The organism is Brevundimonas sp. (genome assembly GCF_036659295.1).
In the GTDB taxonomy this organism is placed as follows: domain Bacteria; phylum Pseudomonadota; class Alphaproteobacteria; order Caulobacterales; family Caulobacteraceae; genus Brevundimonas.
Map to the genome: position 1 here is coordinate 23,478 of NZ_JAVXCU010000019.1, position 15,464 is coordinate 38,941.

General features: G+C 57.7%; 17 protein-coding genes and 1 tRNA gene. 8 read left to right on the top strand and 10 right to left on the bottom strand.

The window, feature by feature from the left end; genetic code table 11:
- Positions 1-2: 2 nt before the first annotated feature.
- The 3 genes from RSB01_RS05555 to RSB01_RS05565 all read right to left on the bottom strand — a co-directional run bounded on the left by RSB01_RS05555 (position 3) and on the right by RSB01_RS05565 (position 1,797).
- The gene (locus RSB01_RS05555; protein WP_312136424.1) at positions 3-566 is read right to left on the bottom strand and encodes a hypothetical protein; all 564 of its coding nucleotides are present in this window, start codon (positions 564-566) and stop codon (positions 3-5) included.
- 2 nt (positions 567-568) lie between these two features.
- Complete coding sequence (locus RSB01_RS05560; RefSeq protein WP_312136426.1) at positions 569-898, bottom strand: DUF3768 domain-containing protein; 330 nt, start codon at positions 896-898, stop codon at positions 569-571.
- Positions 899-1,218: 320 nt separating this feature from the next.
- Complete coding sequence (locus RSB01_RS05565; protein ID WP_332620102.1) at positions 1,219-1,797, bottom strand: site-specific integrase; 579 nt, start codon at positions 1,795-1,797, stop codon at positions 1,219-1,221.
- A 236-nt stretch (positions 1,798-2,033) separates the two neighbouring features.
- On the opposite strand from RSB01_RS05565, the gene RSB01_RS05570 reads away from it, so the two are divergent.
- Genes RSB01_RS05570 through RSB01_RS05580 form a run of 3 tightly spaced genes read left to right on the top strand, consistent with a single transcriptional unit; the run spans position 2,034 to position 3,910 of the window.
- On the top strand, positions 2,034-2,609 hold the full coding sequence (locus RSB01_RS05570; RefSeq protein ID WP_332620104.1) for a hypothetical protein: 576 nt from the start codon (positions 2,034-2,036) through the stop codon (positions 2,607-2,609).
- Between the two features lies 1 nt (position 2,610).
- A complete protein-coding gene (locus tag RSB01_RS05575) occupies positions 2,611-2,805 on the top strand; it encodes a hypothetical protein (protein WP_312136431.1) in 195 nt (64 codons plus the stop codon).
- Positions 2,795-3,910, top strand: a complete 1,116-nt coding sequence (locus RSB01_RS05580; protein WP_312136433.1) for a site-specific integrase — start codon at positions 2,795-2,797, stop codon at positions 3,908-3,910. The genes RSB01_RS05575 and RSB01_RS05580 overlap by 11 nt, the downstream gene beginning before the upstream one ends.
- Here RSB01_RS05580 and RSB01_RS05585 read toward each other — a convergent pair.
- Positions 3,901-3,976 (bottom strand) — tRNA-Lys (locus RSB01_RS05585). The two genes, RSB01_RS05580 and RSB01_RS05585, sit on opposite strands and share 10 nt — an antisense overlap.
- A 189-nt stretch (positions 3,977-4,165) precedes the next feature.
- Between RSB01_RS05585 and RSB01_RS05590 the strand changes: the two genes are divergently transcribed.
- Together RSB01_RS05590 and RSB01_RS05595 are read left to right on the top strand one after the other, a co-directional pair.
- Complete coding sequence (locus RSB01_RS05590) at positions 4,166-5,581, top strand: amino acid permease (protein ID WP_332620106.1); 1,416 nt, start codon at positions 4,166-4,168, stop codon at positions 5,579-5,581.
- On the top strand, positions 5,581-5,934 hold the full coding sequence (locus RSB01_RS05595; RefSeq protein WP_332620107.1) for an Hpt domain-containing protein: 354 nt from the start codon (positions 5,581-5,583) through the stop codon (positions 5,932-5,934). The genes RSB01_RS05590 and RSB01_RS05595 overlap by 1 nt, the downstream gene beginning before the upstream one ends.
- A 70-nt stretch (positions 5,935-6,004) precedes the next feature.
- Here RSB01_RS05595 and RSB01_RS05600 read toward each other — a convergent pair whose 3' ends face one another.
- The 4 genes from RSB01_RS05600 to RSB01_RS05615 form a co-directional block, all read right to left on the bottom strand.
- Positions 6,005-6,367 (bottom strand): chorismate mutase, encoded by a 363-nt coding sequence (locus tag RSB01_RS05600; protein WP_332620110.1) that lies wholly within the window; start codon positions 6,365-6,367, stop codon positions 6,005-6,007.
- Positions 6,339-7,157 (bottom strand): ferredoxin--NADP reductase, encoded by an 819-nt coding sequence (locus tag RSB01_RS05605; protein ID WP_332625173.1) that lies wholly within the window; start codon positions 7,155-7,157, stop codon positions 6,339-6,341. Before RSB01_RS05605 ends, RSB01_RS05600 begins: the two co-directional genes overlap by 29 nt.
- A gap of 175 nt (positions 7,158-7,332) precedes the next feature.
- Positions 7,333-7,464, bottom strand: coding sequence for a putative transporter small subunit (locus RSB01_RS05610; RefSeq protein ID WP_243862826.1), 132 nt, complete (start codon positions 7,462-7,464; stop codon positions 7,333-7,335).
- An 18-nt stretch (positions 7,465-7,482) separates the two neighbouring features.
- Positions 7,483-9,141: a sodium:solute symporter family protein gene (locus RSB01_RS05615; protein ID WP_332620433.1), complete on the bottom strand. Its 1,659-nt coding sequence runs from the start codon at positions 9,139-9,141 to the stop codon at positions 7,483-7,485.
- A gap of 488 nt (positions 9,142-9,629) precedes the next feature.
- Between RSB01_RS05615 and RSB01_RS05620 the strand changes: the two genes are divergently transcribed.
- The 3 genes from RSB01_RS05620 (at position 9,630) to RSB01_RS05630 (ending at position 13,229) form a co-directional block, all read left to right on the top strand.
- On the top strand, positions 9,630-11,921 hold the full coding sequence (locus tag RSB01_RS05620) for a S9 family peptidase (protein WP_332625174.1): 2,292 nt from the start codon (positions 9,630-9,632) through the stop codon (positions 11,919-11,921).
- A gap of 58 nt (positions 11,922-11,979) precedes the next feature.
- Positions 11,980-12,477 carry a hypothetical protein gene (locus tag RSB01_RS05625; RefSeq protein ID WP_332619990.1) on the top strand — a complete coding sequence of 166 codons (498 nt, stop codon included), beginning with the start codon at positions 11,980-11,982 and terminating at the stop codon, positions 12,475-12,477.
- A gap of 329 nt (positions 12,478-12,806) precedes the next feature.
- Positions 12,807-13,229, top strand: coding sequence for a low affinity iron permease family protein (locus tag RSB01_RS05630; protein ID WP_332619991.1), 423 nt, complete (start codon positions 12,807-12,809; stop codon positions 13,227-13,229).
- A gap of 10 nt (positions 13,230-13,239) precedes the next feature.
- Here the strand turns inward: RSB01_RS05630 and RSB01_RS05635 are convergent, their stop codons facing one another.
- A complete protein-coding gene (locus tag RSB01_RS05635; protein ID WP_332592225.1) occupies positions 13,240-13,800 on the bottom strand; it encodes an STM3941 family protein in 561 nt (186 codons plus the stop codon).
- A 13-nt stretch (positions 13,801-13,813) separates the two neighbouring features.
- Complete coding sequence (locus tag RSB01_RS05640; RefSeq protein WP_332619992.1) at positions 13,814-15,025, bottom strand: CaiB/BaiF CoA-transferase family protein; 1,212 nt, start codon at positions 15,023-15,025, stop codon at positions 13,814-13,816.
- Positions 15,026-15,464 lie beyond the last annotated feature (439 nt).

Genomic DNA, 15,464 nt, shown 5'->3' on the forward strand with positions numbered 1-15,464 from the left:
GGTTAAGCGTCGACCTCTATATGCTTACGGTTGTAAAGATGCTGAATGTTCGGACAACTGATCACGATCGTGTCTTCGTGAATAAAGCGGTAACGGCCTCGTTCGAGTTCAAACCGATCGATATCGAGATGTCTTAGCCCTCCAGAATCTCGCAAGTGAATAGTGTGCGGATTGATTTTAGCCACAACGGACCAGTGCTGAAGGCCGGGTTTAGCGAAGCACAAGATGACCGCATGACCTGGCCGTGTGGTTAGAGCTGAGAGCTCTTTGATGAAATCGGTCTTATCGGTCGACTTGCGCCGCCATCGCGATATGCGTAGATCGATATCATGAGTGCGACGCAACCAGCGCAATCCTCCACGAGCTGCAGCGAGGAGTTGATCGGTTTCGAATCCGTAACTTACAGCCTTCGCCATCGTCTTTGGCGGGGTCGACTTAACGATGTTTCGAAACAGGTCTTGGTGAAGTTGAGTTCTAGGTCCGGTCACGCCTACCGCATCTAGCGAGTTAAGTATCGCGTAAATCCCGCAAAGTCCGTCGAATGTACCCTGCTTGGCGGCGCGCATCGTCAGTATTCTTCCGGAAGCATAAGCGTCAGAACCCGTACGCAATCGGTTTCCGAAGCTGGATCCGCAGCGGCCGTTAGTGATTGGTCGTAATAGTCAATTTTCCAAAACACCTTGTCCTGCTCAATGTGAACGACGCCGAAATCATGCTCCCCATAGGGATCGTTCAGCTCATTGAATTTGTTGAAGTGTTTCACGGCTCCGAGGGCTGCGAGAATAAAGGCGGGTCCTTCGGCGACGATGCCTTGGCTGATGAGTATCCGTCCTCCGACATGTTGTGTGCGAAGCTGGTCATTGAGCGCGCAGATGCGCGCGCGTCTTTCAGCGGTCATGGTAGGCTCCAATTTTTAGGTAAGAGAAGTCGGCAGCGAGACGCTATTTGGGATTGCGCATCGCTGGATATCCTTTGTCTTGTTTATGACAGAGGGGTTCTAAGGTGAGTACGAGAACGAGAGGGGGATTGTCGGAAGCCCTAGGACGAGGGGGCGGGGGCAGCGACACTTGATCTTGAGAGCCATACGATCACCACTGTCGAGATCGATGCCGGTGATTTTAGATCCCCACGATTTGAGCTTGGCTCGATCGTTTCAATGGCGACTGCAGTGGAGGCGGTATTCGTGAAGGACGGGGTGAACGTAGCTTCACTTGCCTTTCATGATAGGGCGACAAGGCGGCGCTGAGCATCTGTATCGCCTTCAATGTAGCCTTGAGTCACTTCGATAGATTTGTGCCCGGCGAGTATTTGAATGTCGCGCAGGCTAGCTCCGGCCTTGTGAGCATTCCTTGCTGCCTTGGTAATGAAGGTGCGTCGACCGGAATGCGATGAGCACCCCGTTGCATCGATCTCGCGATAGAGTTCTCTGAACCAGTTGACGAGACTGTTGGCGCGTAATTTGCCGCCTCTGTCGGATACGATGATCGGACTTTCAGGGGTAGATCTTTGGTTTCGTAAAATTTGGAGCGCGACGCGTAAATCAGGATGGAGTGGGATCGTGCGGCCCCCTCCTTTTTTTGCGATGCGATCATGCACGACGAGCGTTCGACCAACTTGTTTATTGCTGTTGAGTACCATCGACCATTCTAGCCCTGCGATTTCGCAGGCACGTAATCCGGCTCTAAGAGAGAGCAGGAAAATGACTTGGTCGCGAGCGGCTTTGGGGCGATGTGAGAGTTTCGCAAGTGCGCGACGTATGATCGTGTCTGTTAGGATTGGCGCTTGGCGACCTGGCATAAATTGACCTTTCAGGCATGGCAAAGCACGCGCTGGATTGTCCTGGCGCGCGATTTAGCTTGATTAATATGAGGGGAAGTTTCGCGATCGTCGTATTCGCGATTTTTAAATTATAACATAAGTGGCTGAAAAGTCAATAAATTATAATCGTAGTTTGAATTCCCCTGACCTAGGAGTTGCTAAAAGATCATCGTATTGATGGCGTTTGCGTCTCGTGCTAAAAGGCAATCACAATTATGGTGATTTTAATGCGACGCGCTGATCTTCTGTCTGTTACGGGTGTTTCTGTGGGGCTGTTCAACAACCTCGCCCAGCGACACTTAATGCCGTTCTCGCAGCCTGTTTCTGGAGGATGGGGGCGCTTTACTGCGGACCATGCATTTCGGTTGGCTTTGTTTTTGGAACTTGGCCGCGCGGGGCGATCGCAGGAGCAAGCCGCAGCTCTAGTGCGCGCTGAATATGACGATCTGCTTGGGTTCGCGTCACGATCGGGTGGCGGTGGCGAGGTGTTGTTCGGCAGTTTCGCAATCTTTGAAGAAGCGGAGGACGAGGCGGCGCAAGCCTATCTACCCGTTGTTTGCTTTCTCGGAGCGGGGGGGCTCGATCGTGTCATCGAACAATCTCTGGAAGTCGTTGAGCGCGAGCGTCGTCAAGTGCGCGAAATCGCAGTGATTAACGCCTCGCTTGTGATGCGTCGATTGCTCGAAAGTGCACGTAAGGCTGGGCTCTATGATGCAAGCTTTGAGACGTTGGAGCAGCGTTTTCTATCTTTGCAAGAGACCATCGACTTTATCTCTGGGAAGGAGGCATGAGATGGCGCGATTAGTAACGCGGTTCACGCAGGCAGATGTCTCTAAAGCTTTGAAGGCGGCGCGAGCGGCGGGCTTTGATGTCTCTGCAGTTGAGATCGACCAAAATGGCACGATCCGGATTGTTCGACATTCTGAACAGAAGGTCGAAGCGGCTGACCCTTTCGGCGCTTGGAAGGCCAAGCGTGATGCGCATTAAGCTCAAAGGTCTTAACAGCGTCCGTCGCCGCCTCGCTGATGGCGAGGAGGTGGTATACTACTACGCTTGGAAGGGTGGGCCGAGGCTGCCAGGGAAACCCGGCTCCCCCGAGTTCATGGTTGCGTACAATGAGGCTTTGGCGACACGTAAGCGCAAACCGGCTGAAGTGCTCACCAGCTTACTCGATGCGTACGAGTCATCGGCCGAGTATAAAGCGCTGGCGGATCGCACGCGCATTGACTACCGAAAGCACTTGCGAGCAATCGCTGCGGAGTTCGGCGACTTTCCTATTGCCGCGCTGAGCGATCGACGAACGCGCGGTGAGTTCTTAGCTTGGCGAGATCGTCTGGCGATAGCTTCGCGTCGGAATGCGGACTACCGGTTCTCGGTGTTCGCGCGCGCATTGTCGTGGTCGCTTAATCGCGGGATGACGCCCTTGAACCCGCTCGAACGAACGGGGCGCGTCTATCGGGCTAGTCGTAGTGATAGCGTATGGTCAGATTCCGATGAACAATCGTTTTTGGCGAAAGCGCCGTCGCACCTTCATATTGCTTTGTTGCTCGCGCTTTGGACCGGGCAGCGGCAGGGTGACCTGCTGCGCCTGACCTGGTCGGCCTATGATGGTGAGGTACTACGCATTCGCCAACGCAAAACTCAGGCGCGTGTGGTCATACCTGTCGGCGCACCTTTGAAGGCCGCGCTCGAGGCCTTGATCGCGCAGCGCAAAGAAGCGGTGACCATTTTGACGACTGAGCAGGGGCGGGCGTGGACGGAGTCTGGATTTCGCGCTTCTTGGCGCAAGGCGTGCGTGAAGGCGGGAGTTCAGGATGTGACTTTCCACGATCTTCGGGGGACTGCAGTCACGCGTTTGGCGCTGGCGGGGTGCAGTGAGGCGGAGATAGCGACCATCACCGGCCATAGCCTGCGAGATGTCGGCGCTATTCTCGACGCGCACTACCTCAAGAGGGATTATCGACTTGCGGTTTCGGCTATAGAAAAGCTCGAAAGGCGAACAAATCGCCCAACAATCCGCCCAAATGAGCCAGATGTTTCTGGTGCTCAGAATGAAATGTTGTTTAAAAACAAAAACAACGATGGTGGGTGATCACGGGCTCGAACCGTGGACCCGCTGATTAAGAGTCAGCTGCTCTACCAACTGAGCTAATCACCCGTACCGTCGTAAGAGCCTTTGGTGGGGCTCCGGCGTCTCGCGCACATCGTAGCGTTGCGGCGAGGGCGGGTTAATACGCACGACCCCCGAAGGGTGCAAGTGTTTAATTTCGCAAAAGCGTTTTTTCTTCGAACGATATGGTGATAGCGAAGGTCTTTCGGAGTTTAATAGAGTTTTAGGGAGGGACATATGGCTTTTTGGAGCAGACGCCGTTCAATCGATGCCATGCTGGCACCGCAATCTGGACCGGCGCTTAAAAAGACGCTCAGCTGGCCGCACCTTATGGCCCTCGGGGTCGGGGCGATTGTCGGCACGGGCATTCTGACGCTGATCGGTGTCGGCGCGGGCCTTGCCGGTCCGGCTGTGCTGATCAGTTTTGGTCTGGCCGGTCTGGTCTGTGCCTGTGCGGCTCTGGCCTATGCCGAGCTGTCGACCATCATGCCCGCATCGGGCAGCGCCTATACCTATTCGTATGCTGCGCTTGGCGAGATTTTCGCCTGGGTCGTGGGCTGGAGCCTGATCCTGGAATATTCGCTGGTGGTTTCGGCCGTCGCTGTCGGTTGGTCCGGCTATGCGATTCCGTTCCTTGCCGGTCTGGGCATTGACCTGCCGCTGGCCTTGACGGTCGGTCCGCACGTCGAAGGTGGCCTGATCAACCTGCCTGCCGTCTTCATCATTGCCGTTGTCACCGGATTGCTGTTAATGGGCACCAAGGAAAGCGCGACGCTGAACGCCGTGCTGGTGCTGGTAAAGATTGCCGCTCTGGTTGTCTTTGTGGCGATTGCCCTGCCGCATTTCGATACGGCCAACTTCAAGCCCTTCATGCCTTACGGTTTCGGTGCGCCCTTCGTCCAGACGGGCGTTATGGCCGCCGCAGCGATCATCTTCTTTGCCTTCTACGGCTTCGATGCCATCGCGACGGCAGCCGAAGAAACCAAGAAGCCCGAGCGTGATCTGGCCATCGGCATCATCGGCTCGATGGTGGTCTGCACCGTGCTGTATATTGTCGTTGCAGCTGCTGCGATCGGTGCCGCACCGGTTTCCAGCTTCTCGGACAGCCCCGAGCCGCTTTCCCTGATCATGCGTGGTCTGGGACAGGGTGCCGCGGCACAATGGATTGCTGCTGCTGCCGTGATCGCCTTGCCGACCGTGCTGCTGGCCTTCCTGTTTGGTCAGTCGCGTATCTTCCTTGGCATGGCGCGTGATGGCCTGCTGCCCAACCGTCTGGCCAAGATCTCGACGCGCGGCGTTCCGGTTGTGGTGACCATCTTCACCGCTATCGTTGTGGCCTTCCTGGCCGGTATCATGCGTCTGGACGAGCTGGCCTCGCTGGCCAATGCCGGTACGCTGATGGCCTTTATGGCCGTAGGCGTCAGCCTGATCGTACTGCGCATGCGTCAGCCGAACCGCGAGCGCAAGTTCAAGGCTCCGCTGTGGTGGCTGGTGGGTGGCGTTGCCATCATTGGCTGCATCGTCTTCTTCTTCAGCCTGAAAGCATCGACCCAGCTGTATTTCCTGCTGTGGAATGTTCTGGGTCTGGTGATCTATCTGGTCTGGTCGTCGCGTAATTCGCGTCTGGCCAAGGGCGAGGAAGAAGCAGCCTGATGGCGCGTCGCGACCTGACCGGAGCGGTGGATTTTTCGGTCCTCGAGGCCGCCACCGCAGGCATGGATGATATCAGCGAAGAGATACTGGGCCTGTTTGTACAACAGGCCGGTATCTGGTCGCCGATGCTGACCACGAGCGAATCCGGCTGGCGCGATGCGGCGCACACCCTTCGGGGTGCGGCGGGCGGCATAGGGGCAGGCGAACTGGCCTCCACCTGTGCCGAGGCCGAAGATGCGGACGAGGCAGTGTCTGAGGGGGCGCTGCTTCGTGTGCGCGATGCGCTGGACAGGGCATTGGCGGATGTGGCGGCCTATCGCCACGAGCTGATGCTCAGGAGCTTGAAGGGCTGAACAGCCTTTATTCCAAAACAAAAGGCGGGCCGTTATGGCCCGCCTTTTTCTTTATCCGGTGATCTTGAGATCAAATCCGCGTCTTGTCCCACACTGAAAACTCGTGGGCGATGCAACGGTCGATCAGCAGGCGCCAGACCGGCTCGGCAATATCGGCTGACAGTCCAGCCGGTTCGGCCGCGACCAGTACCTTGGCCACAACATCGTCGATACGGGCCTGATCGAACACGGCCTCGCGGTTCGGCTTGATGCGGGCGGCGGCATGCATATAGCGCTGGCGCTCGGCCAGCAGCGTCACCAGAGCGCGATCCAATGCATCCACGCCCTTGCGGACGTCGAGCATGGTCTCGCAGGCTTCGGGGGCAGGGCGCTCGTCGATAACAACGCTGGCGGGGGAAATCACATCAGCCGACAAAGGCACGCTCCAGTACATAGTCACCCGGCTCGGCGTTCGAGCCTTCTTTCATGCCATAGGATTCCAGCAGTTCTGCCGTTTCCTTGATCATGGCCATAGAGCCGCACAGCATCACGCGATCGGTATTGGGCGAGAAACCGATGGGCAGTTGCAGATCGGCGAACAGGTCGCCCGACTTGATGCGGTCGGTAATCCGGCCCGGCGTTTCGAAACGCTCGCGGGTGACGGTGGGATAATATTTCAGCTGCGCCTTGGCTTCGTCACCGATCAGGGGATCCTCGTGGATGCCCTTGGTGAAGAAGTCGCGATAGGCCAGATCCTGCACATTGCGCACGGTGTGGCAGACGATCACCTCTTTAAAGCGCGAATAGGTTTCCGGCTCGCGGGCCACCGACAGCCACGGCGCAAGGCCGGTGCCGGTGCCGATCAGCCACAAACGCTCGCCGCCGGTCAGGGCGTCCAGAACCAGCGTGCCGGTCGGTTTTTTGCCCATCAGGACGGTGTCGCCCGCAACGATCTTTTGCAGGCGCGAGGTCAGCGGACCATCCGGCACCTTGATCGAGAAGAACTCCAGTTCTTCGGCCCAGAACGGGCTGGCAATCGAATAGGCGCGCAAGACAGGTTTGCCGCCATCTTCGGATGGCAGGCCGATCATAACGAATTCGCCCGAGCGGAATCGGAAGTCCTCGGGGCGTTTCACGCCAAAGCTGAACAACTGGTCGGTCCAGTGGCGCACCCACAGCACTTCCAGTTCGTGGAAGGGGCTGGGTTTAGCCGGTACGGCTTTATCAAGGGAGGCGTCGGTCATGGCCTCTAACTAGGCGGTCAAAACGCCAGTCAAAACGCCAAGCGAAAGCCCGCTGCGTCATTCTCTGCCAAGAAGCTGTGCTTGATGCGCCAGTTAGGCGAAGTTTTGCAGTGCGGCAAAGAAAACGGCCCGCCACGATAATCCGTGGCGGGCCGTTTTCTAGAATATGAGCCGGTTAGATCATCCGGCGGCCTTCGCGACGGGCGGTGAGCCAGTCGGCGAAGAAGGCTTTGACCAGTACCGCCAGAACAATGGCGACCAGAGCTGGCCAGATAAGAACATAGGTGGTGAGTCCAAAAGTGCCCATGGTGGTAATCTCCTTAGGTTATTCGGCAGGTAGTTTTTCAGCAGGCCCGAAATCATCGGTACGGACCTTGATGAGTGAGAAGTCGAAGCGGCCTTTGTTACGCAGGCTCAAGGCGACACAGACCAGTGTGCTGACCGAGTAAGCGATCAGGGCACTGCTCAGGATGGCGTAGTCGTGCAGGAAGCCAAAGGCGAAGGGCGCGGTGACAATGCTGGCAATGATGCCGACCACAATGGCGGGGCGGCGACCAAAGAAGCCGAACACCATCAGGCCCGCAACAGTGCCCACGCCGATGATAGCCAGAATATCCGACACATAGCCGATGAAGCCGTCCATCGGAATCCAGCCGAACCGCACCGGAATAAAGCAGGCCAGTGCTGCCAGAACCGAGACGGTGAAGGCCGAGTTGGTCACGCGGTCCCAATAGAAGCTGGCGATCACGGGGAAGACCAGTGCGCCCCACAGGGCACCGACAAGGACCAGCAGGTCCAGAATGTTCATACGTCCACCGGCGAAATACAGCCCTGCAGCGGTCGCAATAATCATAGTGGCGCGGCCAATCAGCAGCATGGTCTTGGGATTGGTCGGCATACCCGAACGGCCATAGATGTCTGTCATGGCGATGGCCGACAGGGCCGCCAGATCTGAATCTGCAGTCGAAGCCAATGCGCCGATAATCATCACAAAGAACACGGCCAACAGCACAGGGCCGAGATAGGTCGCCGCCAGTTGCGGGATCAGGTTGTTGGGATCGCCGTCCATCGGCTTGATACCGGCATAGAGGGCTACGACGCCCAACATGCCTATGCCGATGATGGTGGCTCCATAGCCGACTGTGGCGGTCAGGAAGGTTTTCTTGATCAGGTCTTCACGCACGGCAAACAAGCGCTGGGCGATGGTCTGGTTGCCAATCGCATAGGCCAGAACGGCCGTGATGTAGGGGGCCCCTTGATTCAGGAAGGCTTGGGAGGAGAAGAAGGAAGCCTGTTCAGGCGTCACATGGCTGGCCCCTTCGACAAAGACCTGCGGACCACCGACGGCGAAGAACACGGTCGGAATGATGACGACCACAGCCCCCAGCATGGCGCAAACCTGTACGAAGTCGGTCAGCACCGAGGCGCGGAAACCTGACCACAGGGTATAAAGCAGCACACCGGCGGCAATGATGGCCACGCCCTGACTGAAGCTGAAGGGCGACAGCATGGAGATCAAAGCGCCGCCCGCGATGAAGTTGGATGTCAGGCTGATCAGGCTGCCCAAAATGTTGGAGCCTGCCAGCATCAACTGGCTGGAACGCCCGTGGCGGGCATACATGACCTCGGCCAGTGTGTGGGCATTGGGGGCCAGTTTACGGATGCGTAGCCCATAGGGGTAGATGAACAGGATCATCAACGCGCCCCACAAGCCATAATGGATGGGGCCGGAGACACCGTAGGTATAGCCGGACGTTGCTGACGCATACATTGACGCGGCCCAGATCCAGGTGGCCGTCATGGACGCTGCAGATATCCCGAAACCGATGCCATGACCTGCGGTCATATAGCCGTCGGCGTCATCCTTTTTTTGCCGGATGGAGATGGATATCAGAAGCGTCCCGCCAAAAAACACAGCCAGTAGGGCGAGCGTCAGCGGACCGCCCAAACTGTTTAACTGTAAATCATCCACTCTTGTACGCACTCCTTCTGTGGTGTCGCGCCCTGTCAGACAGGCAAGGGCACGGTGCCGCACGCCAGGAAGTTGCCGTGCAGGATGGCAAAGGGGTGCGGTCGTCTCTGCAAATGAGCAAAACGCCCGTCAGGGGGACGAGCGCTGCAAGGCATCTATGAGATGACGCCTGACGGGTTGCGAATGAACCAAGCGCCACAATAGTCATTTTTGAATCGAAATTGATATAACTTTTTTGTGCAGTGAATTTGATATGTAATTTGTGGGTCAATTTTCAATATATGAGGGATACGTATTTCAAGATAATCTCATGCAGAAAAAATGGTATTATCTTTAGGTTGAAATAATATTGTAAATATATACTTCGTATCTCATGTATTTATTAAATTGCTCATCGTGATTTGTTTTTCTCGTGCTGTTTTTGCAATGATGATTTATCGGTGACACGAGAGTGTCAAAATGGAGGTGACGGCAAAGCCTTCCCGTTCTAGCTTGCCGCCATGCGCACATTTCTTCTCGCTTCGACGATCCTGATGGCAGCCGCCGCAACGCCGGTGATGGCCCAGAATACCGTCCAGAATACTTCCGCTCCGGCTGCTGTTTCGGCTCCGGCTTCCAACATCCTGACGGTCGAGCGTGTGTTCGCCAATCCGTCGCTGTCCGGCCCTGTGGCGCGCGGTGTCAGCCTGTCGCCCGATGGCGAACTGGTGGCCTTCCTGCGCTCGCGCGAGGATGATGTTGATGTGCTAGACCTGTGGGCCGCGCCTGTATCGGGTGGCGAGCCGTTCAAGCTGATCGACGCCCGCGCCCTTGTGCCGGATGCCGGTGAACTGTCCGAGGCCGAAAAGGCCCGCCGCGAGCGTATGCGGATTTCGCAGCGCGGCGTGGTGGAATACAGCTGGGACGAGCAGGGCCGCTATATTCTGGCCCCGCTGGAAGGCGACGTGTTTCTGGCCAACCGCGCCGATGGTTCGGTGCGCCGCTTGACGCAAACCGCCGCTGATGAAATCGACGCCAAGGTGTCGCCCAAGGGCGCATTCGTCAGCTTCGTGCGCGACCAGAACCTGTTCATCCAGAACCTTGAAACGGGTGCCGAACAGGCTGTCACGCGTGATGGCAAAGACCTGATCACCTGGGCCACTGCCGAGTTCATCGCTCAGGAAGAGCTGGACCGCGACACCGGCTATTGGTGGAGCCCAAACGAGAAATACATCGCGCTGCAACGCACCGATGAATCGACCGTCGATGTTGTGCCGCGTCTGGACATTTCGGGCGGTGGTGCCTCGGTGGTGTCGCAACGCTATCCGCGCGCAGGTCGTCCCAATGCCGTGGTCGAACTGTTCATCCATGACGTGACCACGGGTAACCGCGTTCAGGTCGATCTGGGCACCAATAAAGACATCTATCTGGGCCGTGTGAACTGGGCCACCGATGGCTCGGTCGCCTATGTCCAGCGCCTTTCGCGCGATCAAAAGACGCTGGACCTGCTGAGCGTCAATCCGGCCACCGGCCAGAGCCGCGTGATCGCTACGCAGACCTCGACCGCATGGGTTCCGCTGACGCACAATTTCAAGGCACTGAAAGACGGTAACTTCATCTGGTCCAGCGAAGAGACCGGTTGGGAACACCTGTACCTGTACAACAAGGACGGTCGTCGCCTGCGCGCCATTACGCGTGGTGAGTATCCGGTGAAGTCGCTGGACGGTGTCAATCAGGATACGAGCGAGGTCTTCTTTACGGCCTCGATGCGTGATGGCCGCGAACTGCCGATCGAACAGCAACTATTCAAGGCGTCGCTGAAGCGCACCGTGAACCCGACCGAGATCACCCCGCGCGGTGGCTGGTGGTCGGCATCGGTCAACGGTACGGGCACGGCCTATGTCGGCAACTATACCGATCTGAACACCCCGTCGCAGTCGGCGCTTTACAACATCAACGGTCAGCGCGTGCGCTGGATTGAAGAGAACAAGTTGCAAGCCGGTCACCCGTTCTGGCCGTTCGTCGAGCGCCAGCAGGAGCCGACCTTCGGTACGCTGGACAGCCACGGCGAGACGCTGGTGTGGCAGATGACCACCCCGCCGAACTTTGACCCCTCCAAGACCTATCCTGTCGTGATGCAGGTCTATGGCGGCCCGTCGGGTGGTGGCGTCAAACGCGCATGGCAACCGGCGACCACGCAACTGCTGACCGAGGCGGGCTATATCGTCTTCCGTCTGGACAACCGTGGCGAAGGTGACCGCTCTGCCGCCTTCAAGCAGGCGCTGTACCTCAAGATGGGCCAGCCCGAGATCGCCGATCAGGTCATCGGGGCCAACTATCTGCGCGGCCTGCCTTATGTGGATGACAGCCGTATCGCCATGATGGGCTGGTCGTATGGTGGCTTCATGAGCCTGATGGCGCTGACGGAGCCTGAAATGGGTCTGGCCGCTGCCATTTCGGGTGCGCCGCCGACCGAGTGGGGTCTGTATGACACCGCCTATACCGAGCGTTACATGTCCACGCCGCAGGGCAATGTGGCGGGCTATGCCGCATCGGATGTGAACACGCGCCTCGATAATCTGACGGGCCGTCTTTTGCTGATGCACGGCATGGCAGACGACAACGTGATCTTCGAGAACACCACCCGCGTCCTCAATGCGCTTCAGGAAAAGAGCATCCCGTTCGAGACCATGCTCTATCCGGGCCAGCGCCACGGCATTCGCGGCAATGACCGCCAACTGCACCAGTGGCGCACCTATCTGGACTTCCTCGACCGTACCATCGGCACACGCGCCGATGTCAGCGGCAAGTAAGACCTGAAATCACGGGGCAGGAGCTTAAGGCTTCGGCCCCGTTTTCATTGGTGGGTATATGAAAAAGCGTCCGGTATGGGATCAACGCCCGGAATATAAGTCGCCATCAGCGGTAGTGGCCGATCACATGTTCCTGTCGTTCCGCCAGCTTGATGAGGATTGGAAGGCGCGAGAACTTTGGGAGCGGGGACAGCAGGCTTGGCTTATGGTTGCGGCAGCGCATGTAATGTCAGGGATTTACCACCATTTCCACGCGGATATCCTTGGCTATGACGCGCGATGGATTAATGAACCGATGGTCATTCTCAATGGCGCGTTAGTATTGATTGCAATTGCGATGAACCGTCTGTCCAAGCTGCACCAGCACGTCTGGCTACCTGTATTTTGTCTGATCTGGATAGGCTTAGGTTTCAGCTATAATTTCGTGACATCGATAGCGGACAAAGTCAGCATGGGAATCGCGTTTTTTGCAGCTTTTCTGGCCATCGGGGCTGTACGTGCTGCTCTCTATATGGCCCGACACCATAGGTCGGACGAGGTAGAGAATGTGGCCTAATTCATAGCGTGTGAGCTAGTGGAGGTTTTGGCATGACATGGTTGAAAAATATTATCGGCGTGTTTTTTGCCTTTGCCGCACCGCTAAGCGTTTTGGCTGCTGCCATCTACTCGTATGCAATTTTAGCCTTCGGCGAGACTGCTTACATCGCTCAAATCGCCATTGCTGCGATACTCTGGGTTACATCTACGGGGTGCGTCTTGGGAGCGTTTAAATTCCGATTTCGATCTGGCCCTAATTGACGTCAGCTAAAGGCGAATGCTGAGTTCGCGAACCCGCCACCTTTCTGACATTCAGGAACTGCCGCCAAGCGAGGCCGTTCAGCGATTATGGAAAAGCTGTTCAGCACGTTTGCGACCGCAACCGCCCGTATGGCCGGAAGGCCTTGGACCTTTATTCTCTGTCTGTTGTTGGTGGTGATCTGGGCCGCAACGGGGCCGATGTTCCATTTTAGCCAGACGTGGCAACTGGTCATCAATACCGGCACGACGATCATCACCTTCCTGATGGTGTTCCTGATCCAGAACTCCCAGAACAGGGACGGTGCGGCCATGCATGCCAAGCTGGACGAACTGATCTTTGCGGTGCGCCATGCCGATGCGGGCTTTATCGGTATCGAGCATCTGACTGATCATGAACTGGCCGCCATTCTGGCCGAGGTCGAAAAACGCGCCGGTGCCATCCATGCCGGACACGCCGCACGGCCGGTGCGTAAGCGTCCCGCCAGACGGGCCGATGACCTGATCGAATAGGGCTTTTGGTTCAGGCTTTGGGACGGAAGGTCTCGATGGCGTCCAGCGCCTGTTTCAGGGTGCGGTTGGTACCGGTCAGGGACAGGCCGATATCGCCGCCGGTCAGGCCACGGTTCAGGTTGTCGATGGCTCTGCGCCACGGTTTTCGTTCAAACCGCGTGGGATCGCGCAGCTTGATCACCAGCGATTTCTGCCCGCGGTGCGACCATGTGGTGATGTCGCTGATCTCGGCCCAAGTGATAAGTCGGTCCGTGTAGGACGGCACCGTAACGCCCATCCGGTTGATCCGCAGATGATCGGCGGGGTTGGTCAGGCGGATGGCACCGATGATGGACAGTCCCCCGAAAAAGACGATGCATATCCACCCTACCGAAACAACAAGCCAGTCGGGATAACGCGACGACGAGGCGGGCAGGGGATAGCTCATCATATCTGTATTCACGGCGACAGACGGAATGGCAGGCTTGTCCAGAATGCCTGTCATCATCACACCGATGGCCACAAATCCGAAGGCGATCAGCATACCCAGAACCAGTTTAAACGGCTGGGTGCGGGCAACAAACTCGTTCATCGGTGGTCGTCCGTTACGGTTTCAGCTTGTCCATTATTTCAGTATTGTCAGCCCCCAGCGCAGGTGGTGGGCGATCATAGCGCACAGGCGTTTTCGACATGCGGATAGGCGAGGCGACGGTTTTGACGGGGGCATCGAGGTCGTTGCGTGACTGCTCGACCGTCAGGCTGCGATGGATGGCCTGTGGTTCGTCAAACACCTGATCGATGCGGTTGATCGGGCCGCAGGGCACGCCGTGATCCTCCAGCAGCGTCATCAGTTCGGTCATGCTGTGGCGGATGGTCATGTCTTTGAGTAGCGAGGCGAGGGCCTCGCGGTTGGCGACGCGGTCGGCATTACGGGCAAAGCGCGCGTCATGGCCCAGTTCGGGCTGGCCCAGTGCCTCGCACAGCTTGCGGAACTGGCCGTCATTGCCGACAGCGATGATGACCATGCCGTCCGAACCGGGGAAGGGTTGGTACGGCGCAAGGTTGGGGTGGGCATTGCCCATGCGTGTCGGGACCTTGCCCGAGACGAAATAGTTGGTGGCCTGATTGGCCAGCATGGCGGCCTGAACATCGAACAGGGCGATGTCGATGTGCTGGCCCTCGCCGGTGCGGCGGGCGTGCCACAGGGCCGCAAGGATGGCGTTGGAGGCGTAGAGGCCGGTGAACAGGTCTACGACGGCCACGCCGACCTTCATGGGTTCGGCACCATCGGCACCGTCCGGCTGGCCGGTGATGGACATCAGCCCGCCCATGGCCTGGATCATATAGTCATAGCCCGCGCGGTGGGCGTCTGGTCCCGTCTGGCCAAAACCGGTGATAGAGCAATAGACAAGGCACGGATTGATGGCCGACAGGCTGGCATAGTCCAGACCGTATTTGGCCAGACCGCCGACCTTGAAATTCTCGACCACAATATCGGCATCGGTGGCCAGCTTGCGGATGGCCTTGGCCCCTTCGTCCGACGCCATGTCCAGCTCGACCGATTTCTTTCCGCGATTGGCGCACATAAAATAGGCGGCGTCGCTCGGCGATCCGTCGGTGGCGGTGGTAAAGGGCGGGCCCCACTGGCGGGTATCGTCGCCCACGCCGGGGCGTTCTACCTTGATGACCTCGGCCCCCATATCGGCCAGTGTCTGCGTGGCCCATGGGCCGGCCAGAACACGGGACAGGTCCAGAACCTTGATTCCGGCAAGCGGGCCAGCCGGAGGGGCAATCGGGGCAGAGCGATCAGTGGTCATCCGCTTTAGATAGCAACACACTGCAAGGCTGTCGCCCTGATGCAGGGGGCGAAACGGCGTTCGACCTTTGTCTGGCTGTTTTTAAGGCAAAGCGAGTATATTATCAGCGTTAACACATCGGCTTGTTGAGGCGTTTCCTCCCCCCCCTCAGTGCCGAAACGTTAGCGGGCGCGTAATCTGCCCGCCGCGCAGCATCCTCCCCCTCCAATGCCGCGCACACGTTTCGCTAATGCCTGAACGAGCCGATGTGGTTGTTTTCGGATGTCTGTATGGCAACCGGTTGTACCGGCAGTACGCGTGAGTATGGCTGCCGAGCCGTAAGGCCCTATTTTGGTCATCTTGTATTAGCAAGAATACCACTGATGGCTTAGCTGCGGATCGCACGTTAGGCCGTTTTAGTAAGCGTAAGCGTACCAGTAAGCGTTGTATCCAAAAAGGC